This window comes from Aquimarina sp. MMG015 (genome assembly GCF_018100855.1).
In the GTDB taxonomy this organism is placed as follows: Bacteria; Bacteroidota; Bacteroidia; order Flavobacteriales; family Flavobacteriaceae; genus Aquimarina; species Aquimarina latercula.
Window position 1 is genome coordinate 283,199 of sequence record NZ_JAGJEB010000007.1, and the last position, 19,229, is coordinate 302,427.

The window sequence follows — 19,229 nt, forward strand, 5'->3', positions numbered from 1 at the left end:
GGAAATATTAAAATATTCTAATATTCCCATTGTCTTTTCTTGTTCAATTCTTCTTCTGCATCTAGCTCTTCTTGTGGAATTACTTTGAGAAAAGAGGAGTGTTGTTCAATAGCAAATTCTAATTTGCTAACTATATCATCTACAGTATCATTTTCGTAGTCAAATTTTAATGGTTCTTTAATAACCATTGACTGAAGAATTCCTCTTTTTTTGATTCTAATACCTTTTTTATCAAATGATCTTCTAAAACCATCAATTACTATTGGAATTACTATAGGCTTATATTGTCTAATAATATGTGCAGTTCCTTTACGAATTGGTTTAAATGGTTTAGTAGTTCCCTGCGGAAATGTAATCACCCATCCATCTTCTAAGGCTCTTTTGATATTAGTAATATCACTCATCTTTACCTGGCGATTTACATCCTGGCCTTTTTCCCTCCAAGTTCTTTCTACCGTAATAGCACCTGCATATGCTAATATCCTTGCAAGTAAACCGGCATTCATGGTTTCCTTAGCGGCTACATAATAAAGATTAAGTTTAGGTTTCCATAAATATCCAATATTTTTTATTGAATCTGTACGACCACTTAAACTAGCATTAAAAACATGAAACATGGCAACCACATCAGCGAAATAAGTCTGATGGTTAGAAACAAATAATACATTATTATCAGGAAGCTCTTTAAAAATTTCACTTCCTTCTATTTGTAACTCATTAAAGCCTCTATAACGACGATGCGTCATAGATCCCATAATTCTAATAAGCCATTTTTTTAGGAATAATATATGTCCAAAAGGATTTCTTTTAAATAATCCCATAAATAATTTTAGTTTATTAGCATCTATTATTTTCAAGCAAAAAAAATATCACTTCTGATTATTAGTTAGTTATACTTAAAACTAAATACAATTAATTAAATAATAGATAACAATTCAGTTAAATTCTTCTAAATATTAAGAAGAAAATGGGAGCCAAATATACAAAATCATCCCTCTAACGCAGATTTTATAAACATTTTAAGTTCACTAAGCATCATTGCTGTGGCACCCCAAACGATGTAACCATTTAATTCAAAGGAAGGTACTTCGATATTTTCTGCATAAGAAGTAGACAATTTTTTAGAAATTACATTGCTTTCATCTAACAATTGGGATATAGGTACTTCTATTATCTCAGCTACTTCTTCTTCTTGTTTTACGAAATTAGGTGATTCATTAGAAACTCCCATGAATGGATGCACCCAAAAATTAGATGGAGGTATATACACTTTGGTTAATTGTTTCAATACCTTGATTACATCAGAATTTACCCCTATTTCTTCTCTAGTCTCACGTAACGCAGCTTCTTCATAATTTTTATCATATTCTTCTACCTTACCACCAGGTAATGCTACCTGTCCCGAATGTACTCCTTCATACGTTGGTCGTAAAATTAATGCTAAATGTGTAATATTCCCTTTAGGATAAAAGAGCATCATAACGGCTGCATCTCTAGGATTTTTCTCCTCTATCTTAATTTTATAAAGCTCCTGTTTTCTAATTTCTGGAGCCATAATAAAATGAGAAGATTCTCCAGGCACCGACATTTTCTGTATTTTTGGTATTAATTTTTTAAATGTTTCGAATGTCATTAACCCGATTGATTTTAGTATTTGGTTTCGTTAGTCTTTTTATATTCTATAGTTGTGAAGATACACAATCTAAAAAAACTAAACAGACAGTTGTAAAAAATGAAAAAGACAATTCTGAGCAAAACACTATGAATCAGAAAGATTTACTAAAAACTACAAAAAAAGAAAAAAACAATATTTCCAAAACTATAGATAAAGAGCCATTTAAACTGACCAATACTAACATGAAAGAGTTTTTATTACAATATGGTAAAGAAAACCCAGAAACTCTTGTTCGTATTAGCACCAAATTTGGAGATATTGATATTAAACTTTATAAAGAATCCCCTATGCATCGTGCTAACTTTATTTATCTAGTTAAACAAAAATATTTTGATGAGACTTTCTTTTATCGTGTTGCCAAAGGTTTTGTTATTCAGGGTGGAAATAGTGACCGTACTCAAATGGCTCAAAAGCGTCATGATATTGGAGATTATACATTACCTCAAGAACCAATAAAAGGTCTTAAACATAATAGAGGATCAGTGGCTTTATCCAAGCAATGGGTAAACAATCCTTCTAATCGCTCTACACCTTATGAGTTTTTTATTGTAATCGCTAAAGAAGGAGCTCCTCATCTAAATGGAGAACATACAATCTTTGGGAAAGTTATAAAAGGTATGAGCGTGGCTGATGAAATCTCTAATGTTCCTGTAGATGGCAGTGAATGGCCTAAAGAAAACATATTTATCAAGGCAGAAGTAATTAGATAAATAGCTGTCTAAAAAATATATCATCTTATAGACAGCCATCATTAATAGTTTAGCAAGGATCGGCTATTGTTTCGCACTGACAAGTATTACGAGTACCTACTGCGTGTTTTACACGCTCCTTATATGGCCCCATAGGATGTGCCAACCCTCCTTTTAGCTTTGAAATAGTTTCTTTACGCAATTCTAAGTGTTTAAAACTCTTTGCTTTCATGATATTTGATTTTATGATTTATATCAATATATCAATCATCATAAAAATTTGTTACCCTAAAAAAATAGATTGATACTTCAGTTCTATTTCTGCGTATAATAATTATAATCCTCTAATACTTTAGATAAAAACTGTATTGGTTTTTCTTGCGGTGTAACCTGCATAATGCTACTCACTTTGTTAGATAATTGCAAAATAACATTATGATTTCCATTTCTTTTTGCATCTTGGTAGATGCCTTTAATTTTACGCATCTCACTATCGTCAAACACCGTTACTTGTGGATACACAGGTTTATAATCATCTGGAATATCTACTAAAATAGTTTGATGAAATCTTACCTTTTGTTTTTCACTAATCACTGTTGTTCCTGCTGCCATATCTCCTAGTCTCTGGCCAGTTCCCTTAAATAATATTGCAACTACCGCGATTCCTCCTGACGCTAATGTAATATCAATCAATCTAAGTAACCATCTTATTAAATATCCAGAAAAAGCAGATCGAGATCCGTCTAATCGAACAACACGTATCTTCATAGTTGCTTTTCCGGGAGTTCTCCCATCCCAAAAAGTTTCCCATAATAAAAAGTAAAGAAAGGGAGGTAAACCTATTACCATCCAGAATGCCCACTCATCAGCCATTCCCAAATCCAAAGCTGCTACAATTAAAATTACAACAATAAAATACGCGATGATTATCAACAAGTCTACTAAATATGCTAAGATTCGTTCCCCTATTCCAGCAGTATTTTGCTGTATACTCACATTTTGAGCTGTTTCTATTTGAAAATTATCCATTAATTATGTTTCTTTGAAGCTCCTAATTTTTGATCCATGCGTGAGGCGGCTTTTGTGAAGCAAAATAAAGATAAATGGTTAAAATTTGAAAGTGTTCTGCTTAATAATGCGCAAATTACTCCAGATGAACTCTCTAGTTTATATATTGAGATCACGGATCACTTAAGTTACGCAGGAACCTTTTATCCTAAAAGTCAGACATTTAACTACTTAAACGGATTAGCTTCTAACGCTCATCAAAAAATTTATAAAACTAAAAAAGAAAAAAAGAATCGATTTTATTCTTTTTGGGTTAAAGAGTTCCCTTTGGAGTTTTATAAATACCAACGACAACTGCTTATTGCCTTTTTGATTTCGGCGCTTTTTACTGCTATAGGAGTCTATTCTTCTGCAACTGATGGGGCATTTGTAAGATCAATATTAGGTGATGGTTATGTAAATATGACCCTAGAGAATATTGAAAATGGCGATCCAATGGCTGTGTATAAAAAAATGGAAGAAACCGATATGTTCCTAGGTATCACCATAAATAACATAAGAGTAGCTCTAAACTGTTTTATACTTGGTATTCTTTTCGGAATTGGAACGATCTACATGTTGATGCAAAACTTCATTATGTTAGGCTCTTTTCAATACTTTTTCTATGAAAAAGGACTTCTTTGGGAGAGTGCACGCACCATTTGGATACACGGTACTATTGAGATTTCTGTTATTATTATAGCAGGATGTGCAGGGTTGGTAGTCGGTAATTCTATTTTATTCCCAAAAACCTATACCAGATTAACCTCTTTTGTAAGAGGTATTAAAGCAGGGTTAAAAATTGTAATTAGTACAGTTCCGTTTTTTATTATCGCAGGTTTTTTAGAAGGTTTTGTAACTCGACATACCGAAATGCCAGATTGGTTGGCGATTTTTATTATTGCTTTATCTTTATCATTAATTTTATTCTATTACGTAATATACCCAAGACAATTATATAAAAAATCAATTTCTACAGATGAATAATAATTACATTGAATTTAAAAAGAAAAGAGAATTAGGCGATATTCTTACAGATGTTTTTGTGTTTTTAAGAACTAATTTTAAACCTTTATTTACGGTCTTATTTAAGACAACTGGAATCGTTTTGGTTATCCTTCTTTTATCTATTGCATATTACACCCATGCAACTTCTAATTTTATGGATCCTTTTGCTCTTGGTGGAGGCGCTGGTAATTTAAACATGTTTAATTCTGGCTCTTTTTTGATATCAGCATTTGTGATGATAATAAGTATTTTAATCTTTTACGGATTAGTTTTTGGTACCGTTCTACATTACATAAAAGAATACTCGGATAATCAAGGGGTAGTATTACAACAATCGGTTATCAATGGAGTAAAAAAAGATTTAGGAAGTATCATAGGGCTTTCAATTCTTTCTAGTATTATGCTAGTAGTAGGATTCATGCTATGTGTTATTCCAGGAATATACTTGTATGTGCCTTTAAGTCTTATTTTTCCTATTTTGGTTTTTAGAAAATCTGCAGTCTTCGATACGATCAGTGAGAGTTTCGAATTAGTGAAAAATGAATGGTGGATAACATTCGCAACACTTCTTGTTATTGGATTATTATCTTATGTGATAAGTATGGTATTTTCTATTCCTGCAATTATGTACACATTTTTTAAAACCTTTACTGCTGCATCAGAAGGTAGTTTTTCTGATCCATCCAGTATGTTTGATTGGGTTTTCATTCTACTAAATACGATAGCTTCTGTTCTTCAATATATTATTATCTATCTCTTTACAGCAATTTCCACTGCTTTCATTTACTTTAATCTAAATGAAAGAAAACATCACACGGGAACATTAGAACAAATTGATTCTTTAGGTAAAACCGAATAATTTGAAACAACTAAGCTACTTTCTTCTTTTAATTTTAATTATACCTTTTTCTATTTCTGCTAAGATTCAGGACAGTATATCTGTAAAACAATCTGAAGAAATCGTATACGATTTAGACTCTAGTAAAGAAATTAGAGAGTTTAGTTCCGATAAAATTAAAGAGTATCGCAATGAAGAAGATTTTAACTACACCGAGTATGAAGAACCCGATAATATTTGGACACAATTTAAACGATGGGTTGGACAATTATGGGGTAAATTTCTTCAGTGGATATTTGGAGTAGGAGAAGTAACTGGTTTCTGGGCTGTTTTATTCAAACTTTTACCTTATTTAGTCATAATAGGTGTATTGTTTTTATTAGGATGGCTATTTATGAGAGTAAACCCAAGAGATATGCTTTTTGAAAAACAAGAGGCACCTCAAATCATACTTACAGAGGATGAAGATATCATCCAAAACCAAAATATAGAACAATTAATCCAACAAGCTTTGAAAGCTAATAACTATAGATTGGCTATCCGGTATTATTATTTATCTGTACTTAAACAATTATCCGAAAACGAATTCATAAACTGGGAGTCTCAAAAAACGAATACTGATTATTTAAAGGAACTAACTGATAATTCATTAAAAAATAAATTTCAGAATATCACAAGACTATATGACTTTATTTGGTACGGAAGTTTTGATATTAACCAAACATCGTTTGAACAAGCAGAACAAAAATTTAAATCGATTACTAATAGTATAAGATCCTAATTTGCTAACTAAAAAGACTAAAATATTCATTATTGTAATTATTGCCTTAATAGGTCTTCTTACCTTTTTAGAAGCAAGTGAACCAGAACCCATTAATTGGTTTCCTAGCTATGCTAAAACAGATAAAATTCCGCTAGGCACCTTCGTTTCTTACAATATGATTAAAGAAACTTTTGATAAGAGTACATTAAAAGATATTAATAAACCGCCTTATGAATTCTTATTAGACAATGATACGATTAGTGGAACATACTTTTTTGTAAATGGTTCTATAGATTTTGATAGCGCTGAATTGGATCGAATACTAAACTGGGTAGAAAAAGGAAATACGCTATTTGTATCTTCAAAATCTATTAGTAGTAAATTATTAGATACACTATCTATTGAATTAGATAACCTAGTATCCTTAGATGATATTTCTACGCAACCGATGGTCGAACTAGTAAATAAGAACTTAAAAGTAGAAAAACCATATCATTATGATCGCGACACCTACAATCCATATTTTAGTGAGATAGATACTACAAGCACTACGGTTCTTGGACTTACTCAATTATACAATGACACATTACAAATTAAAAACCCTAAGCTGAACTATATTAAGCAACCTTTTGGTCAAGGTGAGATACTACTACACTCTTTTCCAGAAGCTTTCGGAAACTACTTTATGTTAACTGATAACAATTATGAATATACCCAAAATTTATTGAGCTATATTGACTTTAAAAAAAATATTCTTTGGGACAATCATTACAAATCAGGAAAAACATTCTATAGCTCTCCTTTGTTTTTCTTATTACAAAATAGATACTTAAAATGGGCTTATTACATCTTACTGATTGGAGTGTTACTTTTTGTGATTTTTGAAGGAAAAAGAAAACAAAGAAGTATCCCGATTATAACACCTCTAAAAAATCAAACATTAGCTTTTACTAGAACGATTAGTGCAATGTATTTTGAGAAGGAAAAGCATAAAGAAATTGTAGAAAAACAAAATCTTCTTTTCTTAGATTATGTTCATCATGATTTAAGAATACCTACAAATACTTTGGATGAAAAAACTTTGTTAGACATTTCTGCAAGAAGTAATAATGATTTTGAAGATACCAAAGCATTGTTTACATACTTTGAGGAACTTAGTAGAAAAAGAATAATAACTAAAGAAGAATTAATTCGACTATATAATATGATTAGCGAATTTAAAAACAAATCATAACGGAAACGATATAAAACATACTCTTAAAAAGAGAAAAAACGAAATCATATGGAAAACGAAGAGTTACAAAATGATGCTCAAAAAGCTCCCGATAACACTACTCCTTCTGAGGCTACTCAAGAAAGTATTATTCCAACAGAAAAAACTTCAGAAAATATAAATTTTGAGAATCGTATTGATCTTAGCGAATTACAACAAGCAGTAGAAAGACTAAAATCAGAACTAGCTAAAGTTATTATCGGACAGCAGGATTTTATTGAATTACTAATTGTATCTCTATTATCCAATGGACATGTTCTTATAGAAGGGGTCCCTGGAATTGCCAAAACAGTAACCGCTAAGTTGTTTGCAAAAACCTTAGAAACCAACTTTAATAGAATTCAATTTACTCCAGATTTAATGCCAAGTGATGTATTAGGGACTTCTGTTTTAAACATGAAAACTAGTGATTTTGAATTCAAAAAAGGGCCAATATTTTCTAACATGGTTTTAATTGATGAGATCAACCGTGCTCCTGCAAAAACTCAGGCCGCTCTATTTGAAGTAATGGAAGAACGACAAGTTACTATAGATGGTATTAGGTATATAATGGAACCACCTTTTATGGTACTAGCAACACAGAATCCAATCGAGCAAGAAGGAACATATGCTTTACCAGAGGCGCAACTAGATCGTTTTTTGTTTAAAATCAAAGTGGATTATCCGTCGTTAGAAGAAGAAGTAAATATTCTAAAAACGCATCACGAAAGAAAGACATTAAAACCATTAGAACTAGTAAATTCTGTAATGACTCCTGAAAAACTTGCAGAATACAAGAAAAAAACACAAGAAGTTATTATCGAAGAAAAAATCATAGGATATATAGCAGAAATTGTTACTAAAACTAGAACACATCCTCATCTATACCTTGGAGGATCGCCACGTGCTTCTATTGCAGTAATGAATGCTTCCAAAGCTTTTGCTGCAATTAATGGTAGAGATTTTGTAACTCCAGAGGATATTAAAAAATCCTTGTACCCAGTTTTACGACACCGTATTATATTATCACCAGAACGTGAAATGGAGGGAATGACTACAGAAGATGTTATTGAAATGATTATCCAATCAGTAGAAATACCTCGTTAACTGTGATCAAATTTTACAAATCCTTATATCTAAGTTCACGAGTATTTTATATACTCGCTATACTATCGGTGCTTTTTTTAACATCTTATTGGTTCAATGTATTGTATCCAATAGCTTGGTTATTATTATGGGGATTAGTAGTTACCTTTTTATTTGATATTGTTATTTTATTTAATACAAAAAAAGGTATTGAAGCAAGTAGGTTGTTGCCTGAAAAATTTTCTAATAGTGATCTTAATGCAATACCTGTGCGAGTTAAAAGTAACTATGCGTTTACAACATTTACAGAAATAATAGATGAGATCCCTATCCAATTTCAAAAAAGAGACTTTCTAAAGACTGGAGTAATACCTCCAAAGTCAACTTTAGATTTTGAGTATTCATTAAGACCGGTTAAAAGAGGTGAATATGTTTTTGGCCATCTACATGTCTACACTATGACCAAAATCAATTTGGTCAAAAAAAGATATAGCTTTGACAAATCAGCTATGGTAAAGGTGTATCCATCCTTTATACAAATGAAGAAGTATGATTTTTTAGCTATTGACAACAAATTAACTCAATTTGGGCTTAAAAAAATAAGACGTATTGGCCACACAATGGAGTTTGAACAGATTAAAGAATATGTAATTGGCGATGATGTACGAACAATAAACTGGAAAGCAACTGCCAAGCATGGAAACCTAATGATCAATCAATTTCAGGATGAAAAATCACAACCAATATATTCTATAATTGATGAGAGTCGAGTAATGAAAATGCCTTTTAAAGAGTTAAGTTTATTAGATTATGCTGTAAATAGCACACTAGCTTTTTCTAATATCGCTCTCAAAAAGAATGATAAAGTAGGAATGCTTACTTTCTCTAATTCTGTCAATAATTTTTTACCTGCCAGCAGAAAGAAAACCTACATAAATAATGTGTCAGAAACATTATACAACGTTAAAACCCAGTTTTTAGATTCGGATTTTGGATTGTTATACACCCATGTAAAAAGACAAATTAATCATCGTAGCTTACTTTTATTATACACTAACTTTGAACATATTTCGGCATTAAAAAGACAACTCCCTTACTTACAAGCATTAGCAAAAAAACACTTATTGGTAGTTATTTTCTTTGAAAATACGGAATTACATCAATTGATACACCAGAATGCAGAAGATATCCAAGCTATCTATGATCAAACTATCGCACAACAATTTGCCTACGATAAAAAAATCATGGTAAAAGAACTACAAAGGCATGGCATCCAAACAGTTTTGACATCACCAGAAGACTTAACTGTAAACACCATTAATAAATATTTAGAGATCAAAGCTAGAGGGCTTTTATAATTCCTCAATCAAACACTATTTACATTTCATCCATTAAATTCTACAATTGGGTGATATACTTTATAAGAGTATTCAAGATTTATAGACTTTTGAATCATCAAAACGAAATAATAAAAATCAAAAAACTAAACTCTTATGAAAACTCTAGTATTATTTTTAGCAATGACTGCCATACACTTTGTAACTAATGCACAAGACACCAAAGGGATTACTATCACAGTAACAGTACCTAATGTATCGAGTTCTGATGGCGCCGTACTTTTTGGATTATATGATGAAGCTACTTTTATGAAAGCTGCTCCGATAAAATCAACAAAAGGCGAAATAAAAAATGGTGTAGCCACAATAACTTTTACAGATATTCCTACTGGAGAGTATGGTATCTCTTGTGTGCACGATGCCAATAATAATGAAAGAATGGATTTTGAAGAAAACGGAATGCCAAAAGAAAGTTATGGAGTATCTAACAACAATATGAGCTATGGACCACCAATGTGGAGTGATGCAAAATTTGAAGTAGGTAACGAAGATCTAGAATTAGAAATTAGGTTCTAATATAGATTAACATATTCATCAATCAAGAAAAAAGGGTTTTACTTTATAATATAAGTAAAACCCTTTTATATAACAACTACTAAATATTAATCTTCACAATTCGTTTCACTAGCATCCCTTAGTGCTTCTTCCAAATCAGCATCTTCAATAAGTGGACAATCGTCCAATGCACTCAAATATGCTATAGATGCAGCTTTTAAAGATTCACAATTTTCTACACTAGGGTCATTTCCATATCGCTCTAGTGCAGCACTATAATTTTCAATTGCATTAATGGCGATACAACCTCCTGTAAGATCTTCTAAAATTTCCTCTTCTGAACAAGAAGTTAATAACGCACCAATACTTAATCCCAATATCACTAAAGATTTACTTACTATTTTCATTTGTTAAATTTTTAATTATTATAAGTTTTATTGTTTAGTATGGTTAAATAGAGAGAGGTCAACATTTTCTTGAAAAAATTTCAATAGAAAAAACAAATTTTTAGTATATCATTAATAAGTTTTATCAATAGCTTTCCTATTTTTGTCATCCAAAATTAACAACATGACCATTACACAGCTACGATATGTATTAGCAGTTGCTGAACATCAAAATTTCACAAAAGCAGCAGAAAAAACGTTTGTTACTCAACCTACATTGAGTATGCAAATTCAAAAATTAGAAGAAGAACTAGCTATCCTAATATTTGACCGAAGTAAAAAGCCAATTGAGCTTACAGAAGTGGGTAAAAAACTAGTACAACAGGCTAGGAATATAGTTAATGAAAGTGAACGAATACAAGATATAGTTGATCAACAAAAAGGGTTTATTGGAGGAGAATTTAAATTAGGAGTTATACCAACGGTAATGCCTACTTTATTACCTATGTTCTTACATAATTTCATAAAAAAATATCCAAAAGTAAAACTAAAAATTGAGGAGCTAACAACTGAGGCTATTATGGAACGTTTGCAAGACGGACATCTTGATGCTGCAATTGCTGCAACTCCTTTACAGAATGAAAGTATTAAGGAGCGTGTGTTATACTATGAGCCTTTTGTTGGCTATATACCTCCTAGTCATCGATTAAATAAAAAGAATAAAATAGACATATCTGATCTAGATATAGACGACATGTTATTGTTAGAAGATGGGCATTGCTTTAGAGATGGAATTGTAAACTTATGCAAAACCCAAAAGAGCTATGACGAAGATCATTTTCAGTTAGAAAGCGGAAGTTTCGAAACATTGGTTAAACTATCTAATGAAGGATTAGGAATGACACTATTACCTTACCTACATACATTGGATATCAATGATAAGGAAAAAGGAAATCTACATTTTTTTAACGAACCTTCTCCAGCTCGAGAAGTAAGCCTTATTTTTCACAAAAGTGAGTTAAAAATGCAAATTATAGAAGCACTACACAGTACAATCGCTGGTGTAGTAAAAGGAGCAATTACTTTTCAGAATGTTCAGATTATAAGCCCTATATCAAAAATAAAAAGCGACTAAAAAGTCGCTTTTATAATTTTATGATTTTAAATAAATTAAACAAGGTTCTAACTCTGGTTTGTTAAGTGCCAAAGATTGAATCCAAAGTTTTAATTCTTCAATCTCGTGCGGTAGTAATCTGTTTAGTGCTTTAATTACTTCCTTTGTAAATAGATTTACATCAAAACTAACCTTTTTCAGTACAGTCTTGGTATAATCAAACATTGCTCTCGCCATAAATTAATAGGGGTTTAAATGTTAGGTTTAATACAAGTAATTGTAGGATAATACTTACAGTTTTTAAAGTTGTTACAACTAATATAGTCAAATAAAACTAAAAAACCGTCTTTTAACCCTTATTTAACTTTACTAAAAATTGTTATCGCCATCTAAAAGATCACCTAAACCACCTAAAATACTACCTTCTCCTCTACTTTTGCCTCCTCCTCTAGGAGCTAATGCTAGCACTCTATTTGCTAACCTACTAAATGGTAAAGATTGTATATAAACCACTCCTGGACCTGTTAAGTTTGCAAAAAACAATCCTTCGCCTCCAAAAATTGTATTCTTAATCCCCTTTACCATTTCTATATCATAGTTAACGCCTTTAGAAAAACCTATAATACAGCCAGTATCTATTTTCAATGTTTCTCCTACTTGTAATTCTTTTCGAGCAGTAGTGCCGCCTGCATGCACAAAAGCCATTCCATCTCCTTCTAGCTTTTGCATAATAAACCCTTCTCCTCCAAATAAGCCTCTTCCTAATTTTCTTGAAAACTCGATCCCAACAGAAACTCCCTTAGCTGCACAAAGAAATGCATCTTTCTGACAAACAAACTTACCACCATATTCTGTAAGATCTATAGGAATAATTTTTCCTGGATACGGAGAAGCAAAACTCACTTTCTTCTTCCCCACAACTTCATTATAAAAAGCAGTCATAAAAAGACTTTCGCCAGTAAGTAAGCGTTTTCCTGCTCCAAAAATCTTTCCCATAAACCCTTCATTTTTCTGGGAACCATCTCCAAAAATAGTATCCATCTTGATACCATCTTCCATCATCATAAAACTACCTGCCTCTGCAATCACTCCTTCTTGAGGATCTAGTTCTATTTCCACATATTGCATTTCTTCTCCATAGATGGCGTAGTCAATTTCGTGTGCTGTCATATTTAATTATTTATTTTATTGATTAATGAATAGTCTCAATATATAAGTTACAGATTAACACAAAGTGTTACAGAATTTAGTATCTAATAAATAAAAATTAATAACCTTTTACACTTAAACCTACTTGGTTTTTAATCTAATTGTCCATTCAAAATTAAATGTAGAGACTTCAATACCCTGTTTATTTGTCCCTATAGATTTCATCCATACAGTTTGTCCTTCTCCGGTTTCTATTGTTTTCTGAATCGCCTCTTTAATCAAATGCCCATCACTACATATAAATGTGATTCTACCAGTAGCTTTTTTTGTAAAAGTAGCATTATTATTTGCTACTAACATCGATATTTTTTTGCCGCTTTCCTTAATCTGACCAGAAACCATAGCACCTGTACTCATCTCTGCAGCCATACCCTGTACTGCCCAAAACATAGAATTAAAAGGGTTTTGATTCATCCATCTATGCTTAACGCTAACGGTACAACTAGACTCACTAATTTGTTTTACACGAACACCACAGAGCCAAGCAGAGGGTAACTTAAACATTGTGAAGGTGTTAATTTTTCCTGGTGTAATCTTCATAATAGGATATTTAATTGCTCTAAAATATTGAAAAAGAATGGACATACAAAATTGCTTTAAATCATAAAATTATGTTAAAATATGGTACTATGTTTTGCATAATACCTTCTTTTAACCATATATTTGTATAAGAAACTATTATATACTTTAAAAAAATGTCAACTAACAACCATAATAACATCGCAACATTTATGCACTTAGGGGTGTTCACTAAGTACTTTATTCCATTCGGAAATTTTATTGTTCCCATACTTCTATGGACTACCAATAAAGAAAAATCCGATTTTATAGATGAACACGGAAAAGAAGCAATCAATTTTCAGTTAAGTATTTTATTATACACTGTTATTTTAGGAATGATATCCTTTCCATTTTTTATGTTCAACATACTTGGAGATGCTTCTTTGTTCGATATTTTTAATCATAATGGATTAGATCTTCACTTTTCTAGTGATGGTGGATTTAGAACATTAATAGGCGCTTCTTTTGTAGGAGTTATTGCTTTAATTGGTTTCTTTTTAGAAATCATTTTTATCATCTCTGCTGCGATTAAAGGAAATAAAGGTGAGCGATATAAATATCCATTAACAATACGCTTTATAAAGTAATTTTAACATGAACTCATCAATCAATATAAAATATGTTTTAATTACAGCTATAGCTGTGGTATCCTCCTTCTTTTTTCATGAGTTGGCCCACTTCATCACTGGGAAACTTTTAGGATATGAAATGGGAATGACACTTAACTCTGCATTCCTGAAGGAAGGAGAATATCAATATAGTTGGCATCAACAATTAGTAAGTGCTGCAGGTCCATTATTTACAATAATTCAGGCTTTTGTCATTTTCTATTTTATAAAAAAAACAAATAATGAGTATTGGTATCCATTTTTATTCTTTGCTTTTTACTCTAGAGTATTAGCTATGATAATATCTATTTTTAATCCTAATGATGAAGCTAGAATTAGTGCTTGGTTAGGTCTAGGATATTGGATTTTACCATTATTAGTAAGTTTTACATTACTCATATTAGTAATTAAAACATCAAAAGAGCAGAGATACAATTTAAAATTTAACTTAATCAATTATCTTTTATCAACTGTATTTATTGCAGGGGTTGTATTCTCTGATCAATATTTATTTAAATAATAATCATCAATCAATTATTAATCAAAAAATGAACAGTTTAACTTTTTAAAAATCAGTTTTATGAAGATCGAAAACACAAAAGCGCAAATGCGCAAAGGTGTTCTGGAATATTGCATACTTTCAATTCTTAAGGACGATGATGCTTATGTGGCAGAGATTTTAGAGACCCTTAAAGATGCAAAGATGTTAGTTGTAGAAGGCACAATATATCCCCTACTAACCAGACTTAAAAATGCAGGCTTACTAAGCTATCGCTGGGAGGAGTCAACATCAGGACCACCACGTAAATATTATGGACTTACAGAAACAGGAAAACTTTTTCTTAAAGAATTAAACACTACTTGGGACGAATTACAAAATGCAGTAACCATAGTTACTAAACAAAAAAAGAAACAAAAATGAACAAGACAGTCAATATAAATTTAGCAGGCATATTTTTTCATATCGATGAAGACGCTTACTTAAAGCTGCAGCGCTATATTCAGGCGATAAAACGTTCGTTTACCGACTCTCAAGGTAGAGATGAAATTATCGCTGATATCGAAGCTAGAATAGCAGAACTTTTCAGTGAAAAAATAAAAGATGAAAGACAAGTAATAGGCATCAAAGAAGTTGATGAAGTAATCGAAGTAATGGGGCAACCCGAAGATTATAGATTGGATGAAGAAATTTTTGAAGATGAACCAAAATCATCATATCAAAGAACTACCAAGTCTAAACAATTATTCAGAGATACTTCTAACTCGTATGTAGGAGGTGTAAGTTCCGGGTTAAGTCATTACCTAGGTATAGATCCTATTTGGTTAAGAATCGCATGGATATTATTTACTGTATTCTCTAGTGGTGCATTTATTCTTATATATATAGCATTTTGGATTTTTGTACCAGAAGCAAAAAGTACTGCAGATTACCTAGCTATGAAAGGTGAGGCAGTAAATATCAGTAACATTGAAAAAAAAATCAAGGAAGGATTTAATGATGTTGCAGATAAAGTTAAAGACGTAGATTATCAAAAATATAGTGATAAAGTAAAAAGTGGATCTACTAGTTTCTTTGACGCCCTTGGAGATGTACTATTAGTAGTATTAAAAATATTCGTAAAATTTATAGGTGTATTACTTATAATAGTTGCAGGTATTACTTTAATAAGTCTTTTTATTAGCTTATTTACTGTTGGTACTTTTGGATTTATAGAAACACCATTTACTGAATATATTGATGTTGTCAATCATCCTAATATTCCTTTATGGTTGGTATCATTACTTACATTATTTGCAGTAGGTATTCCATTTTTCTTTTTATTCATTTTAGGATTAAAAATTGTAATCAATAATCTAAAATCAATAGGTACACCAGCCAAGTTAGCTCTTTTAGCTGTTTGGATTCTATCTGTAATAGGATTAACCGTAGTAGGGATTCGTCAAGCTACTCAAGAAGCTTATGATGCTGAAGTAATCGAAGATTCGAGAAACTTAAACATACAATCAAACGACACTTTAACTATAAAAATGGTTGGAAACAACAGATATGTAAGAGGTTTATATCACAGAAATGATTTTAAAATAAAAAGAGATGAAAATGATAATAAGGTGATTGTAATTCAGGATGTAGAAGTTTTGATTAAAGAAAACAGAGAGGATTCAACACCAAAATTAATTATTAGAAAAAATGCAGAAGGAAGTAGTTATGATGGAGCAAAAGAAAGAGCTGCTGCAATCAAGTATAATTATGACATAAAAGGGAACACCTTATTATTAGACGGGTATGCTATCACTGATTACACAAATAAGTACAATGATCAAGAAGTTGAAATCATAATTTCTATACCCGAAGGGATGACAATATATGCAGATGATAATACCTCTGGTTTTAATAACTCTTGGAAATATAACGATTATCTAACTATTGATGGTAAAGAAGGTAAATATCTAAAACTAATAGATGGAAAACTTAGTTGTCTAGACTGTCCAAAGGATGAATGGGAATACAATGAATGGGAAGAAGATGATAAGGATTCTGATGACGGAGTAAAAATTAATATCAACTCTGATGATGACAATGCAAATCTTAAGATTGACGAAGATGGAGTACAAATCAAAAGTGAAGAAGTAGATATAAAAATTGACGAGAACGGAATAAAAATCAAAACCGATAATTAGTAACAATCAAAAAACGAACAGTTTAACAAATTAAATCACTTAAATTATGACAACACTAGCTAAAATAATAGTAACCATATGCTTATCTGCATTATGTTGTTCTTGTAACATAGCCTTTAATGGAGTTAGAGGTCAGGGAGATGTAATTAAAAAAGAAAAGACCATTAACGAAAACTTTGATACTATCAAATCAAGTCGAGGTTTAGATGTAGTTTTAACGAATAAAAAAGATAGAAAAGTAATCATTGAAGCTAATGAAAATTTACATCAGCATATAGAGGTATATGTAGAAGGCGAGACACTATATATCACTTCTGACAAAAACATTTATCAAGCAGACGAGAAAACAGTATATGTATCATATGATAAACTAGGAAAAATATCTGCTACTAGTGGTTCTAAAGTAACATCTCAAGGAGCAGTTGTACAAAAAGACCTTGCAATTAGTGCAACAAGTGGTGCAGATATTGAACTAAAAGTAAAAGCGGAAACGCTTACTACATCTGTAACCAGTGGAGCAATGATGGATCTATCCGGAAAAGTAAACAACCATAATGCAAGCGCAACTAGTGGTGCTGATATTAGAGCTAGTGAATTATTAAGTTTAGTATCAGAAGCAAAAGCTACTAGTGGTGCAATGATTAGAATCCATGCTAAAGATCAATTTACAGGAAAAGCAACTAGTGGTGCTAATATTAATTACTATGGAGAACCTGGAAAAGTTGATGAAGTAGAAAATTCTGGAGGAAACGTAAAAAGAAATTAAACAAATATATAACCAATAAATTCAACCACAGACCAACCACCAACCAACCAAAAATCGAACCACCTGAAAAGCTTCCATTGTTGACAGACAAGTTATTTAGATATTTATGCTTTTTGGGTGGTTTTTTCTTTTCATCATTTTAAAAATCAAAAAATGATCACACAAAAAGTAATTCAGAACAAATTACCATTCATTATTCTTGTTACATCATTAGTTGGGCTTCATATCTTTTGGGAATATCATTATAATAATGGGGTAACGACACATCATCTATTAGCCCGAGAAGATTTACCTGGAATATCAAATTGGTGGGGATTATTATCAATCCCCTTACTAAGTTGGATTTTGATTTCCTTAAGTAAGTGGCTACATAATAAAAACTCAATTACCTACAGCTTATCAAAAATCGCAAAGGGTTTTATTGGAGGATTAGTTTTCGGAATATTAATAGCTTTATTATGGGAATTAAGGTTAGAAAACATTTTACAATATGCTATTTGGACGCCAATTATTCTAGCTTTTTTCATTCCAATATATCTTCCAGGAAATTTACTGGGTTTTATACTTGGACTTACCTATACTTTTGGAGGGATCTTACCAATAGGTATCGGTTTAGTTCTCATAATAATATCATTTATGATATGGACCATTTTTAGAAAATGGATCCCAATTATACTCCAAAAAATCAATCAAAAAAATTAATCAATCAAAAACGAACTATCATGTTAAAAACAATTTTAAGTAAAACTCATAAACTTTTATTTATAGCGTTAATTCCTTCACTTCTAACCGCACAAAATAATTCTTCATTAGAAGAAACAATTCTAGAGCTAGATAAAAAATTCTGGAAATCATATAACACTTGTGACATTACTACATTTAAAACTTTTTTTGTAGAAGATTTTGAGTTTTATCACGATAAAGGAGGGCTTACTTCTGGACTTACTAAAATGATGTCCAGTGTAGAAAATGGATTATGCAATCCAGAAAACCCAAGAGTTCGCAGAGAAGTTGTAGAAGGTAGTGTACAGGTATATCCTCTAAATAATTATGGTGCAATTATTACTGGAGAACACGTTTTTTATGTTTCAGAAAAAGATAAAAAAGAAAAACTTGTTGAAATAGCTAAATTCACTCACGTTTGGCAACATAAAAATGAACAATGGAAAATGACTAGAGTTCTTAGTTACGATCACCAACCAGCGCCACAAAATACAGACAAAAAAGAAATTTCCTTATCAGATAATATCTTAAATAAATATATAGGAACCTACCAAGCGCCACAAACGGGAACAGTAATTATTACCAAAGAAGAGCAACATTTAGAAGTAAATGCTGGCAAAATGAACGCAATAGTATACCCGCAAACAGAAAATTTATTTTTTCATAAACAAAGCCCTCTCACCTTTGAGTTTATACAAGACAAGAACAGTGTAGTCTCAAAAATGATTGTACGCGAAAATGGTAAAATAGTAGAAGAAGCGAAAAAAGTAAAATAATACCTTAAATAACATTGCCTTGTTAAACTTTTTTTTGCATTTGGTAGAAAAAAAAAGCCTCTAATCCCATAGAGGTTATTTTTTTGGTACGCCTTTTGGAATATGTCCATTTGTAAAATTATCTTTATAGTACAAATATGATTTGCACGGATAATTT

General features: G+C 31.2%; 24 protein-coding genes. 16 read left to right on the top strand and 8 right to left on the bottom strand.

Going from position 1 to position 19,229, the window contains the following annotated elements:
- Window positions 1-17: 17 nt before the first annotated feature.
- Window positions 18-821, bottom strand: a complete 804-nt coding sequence (locus J8L88_RS15365) for a 1-acyl-sn-glycerol-3-phosphate acyltransferase (protein WP_027392179.1) — start codon at window positions 819-821, stop codon at window positions 18-20.
- A 167-nt stretch (window positions 822-988) separates the two neighbouring features.
- Window positions 989-1,633 carry a CoA pyrophosphatase gene (locus J8L88_RS15370; RefSeq protein WP_211061179.1) on the bottom strand — a complete coding sequence of 215 codons (645 nt, stop codon included), beginning with the start codon at window positions 1,631-1,633 and terminating at the stop codon, window positions 989-991.
- On the opposite strand from J8L88_RS15370, the gene J8L88_RS15375 reads away from it, so the two are divergent.
- The gene (locus J8L88_RS15375) at window positions 1,627-2,385 is read left to right on the top strand and encodes a peptidylprolyl isomerase (RefSeq protein ID WP_051336010.1); all 759 of its coding nucleotides are present in this window, start codon (window positions 1,627-1,629) and stop codon (window positions 2,383-2,385) included. The genes J8L88_RS15370 and J8L88_RS15375 overlap by 7 nt on opposite strands.
- A 49-nt stretch (window positions 2,386-2,434) precedes the next feature.
- On the opposite strand, the gene J8L88_RS15380 is transcribed toward J8L88_RS15375, so the two are convergent.
- Together J8L88_RS15380 and J8L88_RS15385 are read right to left on the bottom strand one after the other, a co-directional pair.
- Entirely contained in the window at window positions 2,435-2,596 is a 162-nt protein-coding gene (locus J8L88_RS15380) for a hypothetical protein (protein ID WP_155839632.1), read from the bottom strand.
- 83 nt (window positions 2,597-2,679) lie between these two features.
- Entirely contained in the window at window positions 2,680-3,393 is a 714-nt protein-coding gene (locus J8L88_RS15385) for an RDD family protein (protein ID WP_211061180.1), read from the bottom strand.
- A 36-nt stretch (window positions 3,394-3,429) separates the two neighbouring features.
- Here J8L88_RS15385 and J8L88_RS15390 point away from each other — a divergent pair, with 36 nt between their 5' ends.
- From J8L88_RS15390 to J8L88_RS15420, 7 genes are all read left to right on the top strand, one after another.
- Window positions 3,430-4,398, top strand: a complete 969-nt coding sequence (locus J8L88_RS15390; protein ID WP_118385455.1) for a stage II sporulation protein M — start codon at window positions 3,430-3,432, stop codon at window positions 4,396-4,398.
- On the top strand, window positions 4,391-5,278 hold the full coding sequence (locus J8L88_RS15395; RefSeq protein ID WP_027392184.1) for a hypothetical protein: 888 nt from the start codon (window positions 4,391-4,393) through the stop codon (window positions 5,276-5,278). The genes J8L88_RS15390 and J8L88_RS15395 overlap by 8 nt, the downstream gene beginning before the upstream one ends.
- 1 nt (window position 5,279) lies before the next feature.
- Complete coding sequence (locus tag J8L88_RS15400) at window positions 5,280-6,038, top strand: DUF4129 domain-containing protein (protein WP_118385454.1); 759 nt, start codon at window positions 5,280-5,282, stop codon at window positions 6,036-6,038.
- A gap of 1 nt (window position 6,039) precedes the next feature.
- Window positions 6,040-7,254, top strand: a complete 1,215-nt coding sequence (locus J8L88_RS15405) for a DUF4350 domain-containing protein (RefSeq protein ID WP_027392186.1) — start codon at window positions 6,040-6,042, stop codon at window positions 7,252-7,254.
- A gap of 48 nt (window positions 7,255-7,302) precedes the next feature.
- On the top strand, window positions 7,303-8,379 hold the full coding sequence (locus J8L88_RS15410) for a MoxR family ATPase (protein WP_118385453.1): 1,077 nt from the start codon (window positions 7,303-7,305) through the stop codon (window positions 8,377-8,379).
- A 5-nt stretch (window positions 8,380-8,384) separates the two neighbouring features.
- Window positions 8,385-9,716, top strand: a complete 1,332-nt coding sequence (locus J8L88_RS15415; RefSeq protein ID WP_211061221.1) for a DUF58 domain-containing protein — start codon at window positions 8,385-8,387, stop codon at window positions 9,714-9,716.
- A 135-nt stretch (window positions 9,717-9,851) separates the two neighbouring features.
- Window positions 9,852-10,271, top strand: a complete 420-nt coding sequence (locus J8L88_RS15420) for a DUF2141 domain-containing protein (protein WP_027392189.1) — start codon at window positions 9,852-9,854, stop codon at window positions 10,269-10,271.
- 86 nt (window positions 10,272-10,357) lie between these two features.
- On the opposite strand, the gene J8L88_RS15425 is transcribed toward J8L88_RS15420, so the two are convergent.
- Window positions 10,358-10,657 (bottom strand): hypothetical protein, encoded by a 300-nt coding sequence (locus J8L88_RS15425; RefSeq protein ID WP_091408518.1) that lies wholly within the window; start codon window positions 10,655-10,657, stop codon window positions 10,358-10,360.
- A 163-nt stretch (window positions 10,658-10,820) separates the two neighbouring features.
- Here J8L88_RS15425 and J8L88_RS15430 point away from each other — a divergent pair, with 163 nt between their 5' ends.
- Window positions 10,821-11,771, top strand: coding sequence for a LysR family transcriptional regulator (locus J8L88_RS15430; protein WP_027392191.1), 951 nt, complete (start codon window positions 10,821-10,823; stop codon window positions 11,769-11,771).
- Between the two features lie 18 nt (window positions 11,772-11,789).
- Here J8L88_RS15430 and J8L88_RS15435 read toward each other — a convergent pair whose 3' ends face one another.
- From J8L88_RS15435 to J8L88_RS15445, 3 genes are all read right to left on the bottom strand, one after another.
- Window positions 11,790-11,987 carry a hypothetical protein gene (locus J8L88_RS15435; protein WP_027392192.1) on the bottom strand — a complete coding sequence of 66 codons (198 nt, stop codon included), beginning with the start codon at window positions 11,985-11,987 and terminating at the stop codon, window positions 11,790-11,792.
- Window positions 11,988-12,119: 132 nt separating this feature from the next.
- The gene (locus tag J8L88_RS15440) at window positions 12,120-12,920 is read right to left on the bottom strand and encodes a TIGR00266 family protein (RefSeq protein WP_211061181.1); all 801 of its coding nucleotides are present in this window, start codon (window positions 12,918-12,920) and stop codon (window positions 12,120-12,122) included.
- Between the two features lie 120 nt (window positions 12,921-13,040).
- Window positions 13,041-13,499, bottom strand: coding sequence for a DUF4442 domain-containing protein (locus tag J8L88_RS15445; RefSeq protein ID WP_211061222.1), 459 nt, complete (start codon window positions 13,497-13,499; stop codon window positions 13,041-13,043).
- A gap of 155 nt (window positions 13,500-13,654) precedes the next feature.
- Between J8L88_RS15445 and J8L88_RS15450 the strand changes: the two genes are divergently transcribed.
- From J8L88_RS15450 to J8L88_RS15480, 7 genes are all read left to right on the top strand, one after another.
- Window positions 13,655-14,107 (top strand): DUF4870 domain-containing protein, encoded by a 453-nt coding sequence (locus J8L88_RS15450; protein ID WP_027392195.1) that lies wholly within the window; start codon window positions 13,655-13,657, stop codon window positions 14,105-14,107.
- 7 nt (window positions 14,108-14,114) lie between these two features.
- Window positions 14,115-14,648 carry a hypothetical protein gene (locus J8L88_RS15455; RefSeq protein WP_027392196.1) on the top strand — a complete coding sequence of 178 codons (534 nt, stop codon included), beginning with the start codon at window positions 14,115-14,117 and terminating at the stop codon, window positions 14,646-14,648.
- Window positions 14,649-14,708: 60 nt separating this feature from the next.
- Window positions 14,709-15,050: a PadR family transcriptional regulator gene (locus J8L88_RS15460; protein WP_027392197.1), complete on the top strand. Its 342-nt coding sequence runs from the start codon at window positions 14,709-14,711 to the stop codon at window positions 15,048-15,050.
- On the top strand, window positions 15,047-16,807 hold the full coding sequence (locus J8L88_RS15465; RefSeq protein ID WP_027392198.1) for a PspC domain-containing protein: 1,761 nt from the start codon (window positions 15,047-15,049) through the stop codon (window positions 16,805-16,807). Before J8L88_RS15460 ends, J8L88_RS15465 begins: the two co-directional genes overlap by 4 nt.
- A 46-nt stretch (window positions 16,808-16,853) precedes the next feature.
- Window positions 16,854-17,573, top strand: a complete 720-nt coding sequence (locus J8L88_RS15470) for a head GIN domain-containing protein (RefSeq protein WP_118385448.1) — start codon at window positions 16,854-16,856, stop codon at window positions 17,571-17,573.
- 153 nt (window positions 17,574-17,726) lie between these two features.
- Window positions 17,727-18,275, top strand: coding sequence for a hypothetical protein (locus J8L88_RS15475; protein WP_118385447.1), 549 nt, complete (start codon window positions 17,727-17,729; stop codon window positions 18,273-18,275).
- Between the two features lie 20 nt (window positions 18,276-18,295).
- Window positions 18,296-19,072: a DUF4440 domain-containing protein gene (locus tag J8L88_RS15480; RefSeq protein WP_158594422.1), complete on the top strand. Its 777-nt coding sequence runs from the start codon at window positions 18,296-18,298 to the stop codon at window positions 19,070-19,072.
- Window positions 19,073-19,229: the final 157 nt, after the last annotated feature.

Bases quoted from the DNA above. Each gene is read 5' to 3' on its own strand.
- J8L88_RS15365 (WP_027392179.1), bottom strand. From the start codon at position 821: ATGGGATTATTTAAAAGAAATCCTTTTGGACATATATTATTCCTAAAA.
- J8L88_RS15375 (WP_051336010.1), top strand. From the start codon at position 1,627: ATGTCATTAACCCGATTGATTTTAGTATTTGGTTTCGTTAGTCTTTTT.
- J8L88_RS15370 (WP_211061179.1), bottom strand. From the start codon at position 1,633: ATGACATTCGAAACATTTAAAAAATTAATACCAAAAATACAGAAAATG.
- J8L88_RS15380 (WP_155839632.1), bottom strand. From the start codon at position 2,596: ATGAAAGCAAAGAGTTTTAAACACTTAGAATTGCGTAAAGAAACTATT.
- J8L88_RS15385 (WP_211061180.1), bottom strand. From the start codon at position 3,393: ATGGATAATTTTCAAATAGAAACAGCTCAAAATGTGAGTATACAGCAA.
- J8L88_RS15390 (WP_118385455.1), top strand. From the start codon at position 3,430: ATGCGTGAGGCGGCTTTTGTGAAGCAAAATAAAGATAAATGGTTAAAA.
- J8L88_RS15395 (WP_027392184.1), top strand. From the start codon at position 4,391: ATGAATAATAATTACATTGAATTTAAAAAGAAAAGAGAATTAGGCGAT.
- J8L88_RS15410 (WP_118385453.1), top strand. From the start codon at position 7,303: ATGGAAAACGAAGAGTTACAAAATGATGCTCAAAAAGCTCCCGATAAC.
- J8L88_RS15420 (WP_027392189.1), top strand. From the start codon at position 9,852: ATGAAAACTCTAGTATTATTTTTAGCAATGACTGCCATACACTTTGTA.
- J8L88_RS15425 (WP_091408518.1), bottom strand. From the start codon at position 10,657: ATGAAAATAGTAAGTAAATCTTTAGTGATATTGGGATTAAGTATTGGT.
- J8L88_RS15430 (WP_027392191.1), top strand. From the start codon at position 10,821: ATGACCATTACACAGCTACGATATGTATTAGCAGTTGCTGAACATCAA.
- J8L88_RS15435 (WP_027392192.1), bottom strand. From the start codon at position 11,987: ATGGCGAGAGCAATGTTTGATTATACCAAGACTGTACTGAAAAAGGTT.
- J8L88_RS15440 (WP_211061181.1), bottom strand. From the start codon at position 12,920: ATGACAGCACACGAAATTGACTACGCCATCTATGGAGAAGAAATGCAA.
- J8L88_RS15445 (WP_211061222.1), bottom strand. From the start codon at position 13,499: ATGAAGATTACACCAGGAAAAATTAACACCTTCACAATGTTTAAGTTA.
- J8L88_RS15450 (WP_027392195.1), top strand. From the start codon at position 13,655: ATGTCAACTAACAACCATAATAACATCGCAACATTTATGCACTTAGGG.
- J8L88_RS15455 (WP_027392196.1), top strand. From the start codon at position 14,115: ATGAACTCATCAATCAATATAAAATATGTTTTAATTACAGCTATAGCT.
- J8L88_RS15460 (WP_027392197.1), top strand. From the start codon at position 14,709: ATGAAGATCGAAAACACAAAAGCGCAAATGCGCAAAGGTGTTCTGGAA.
- J8L88_RS15465 (WP_027392198.1), top strand. From the start codon at position 15,047: ATGAACAAGACAGTCAATATAAATTTAGCAGGCATATTTTTTCATATC.
- J8L88_RS15470 (WP_118385448.1), top strand. From the start codon at position 16,854: ATGACAACACTAGCTAAAATAATAGTAACCATATGCTTATCTGCATTA.
- J8L88_RS15475 (WP_118385447.1), top strand. From the start codon at position 17,727: ATGATCACACAAAAAGTAATTCAGAACAAATTACCATTCATTATTCTT.
- J8L88_RS15480 (WP_158594422.1), top strand. From the start codon at position 18,296: ATGTTAAAAACAATTTTAAGTAAAACTCATAAACTTTTATTTATAGCG.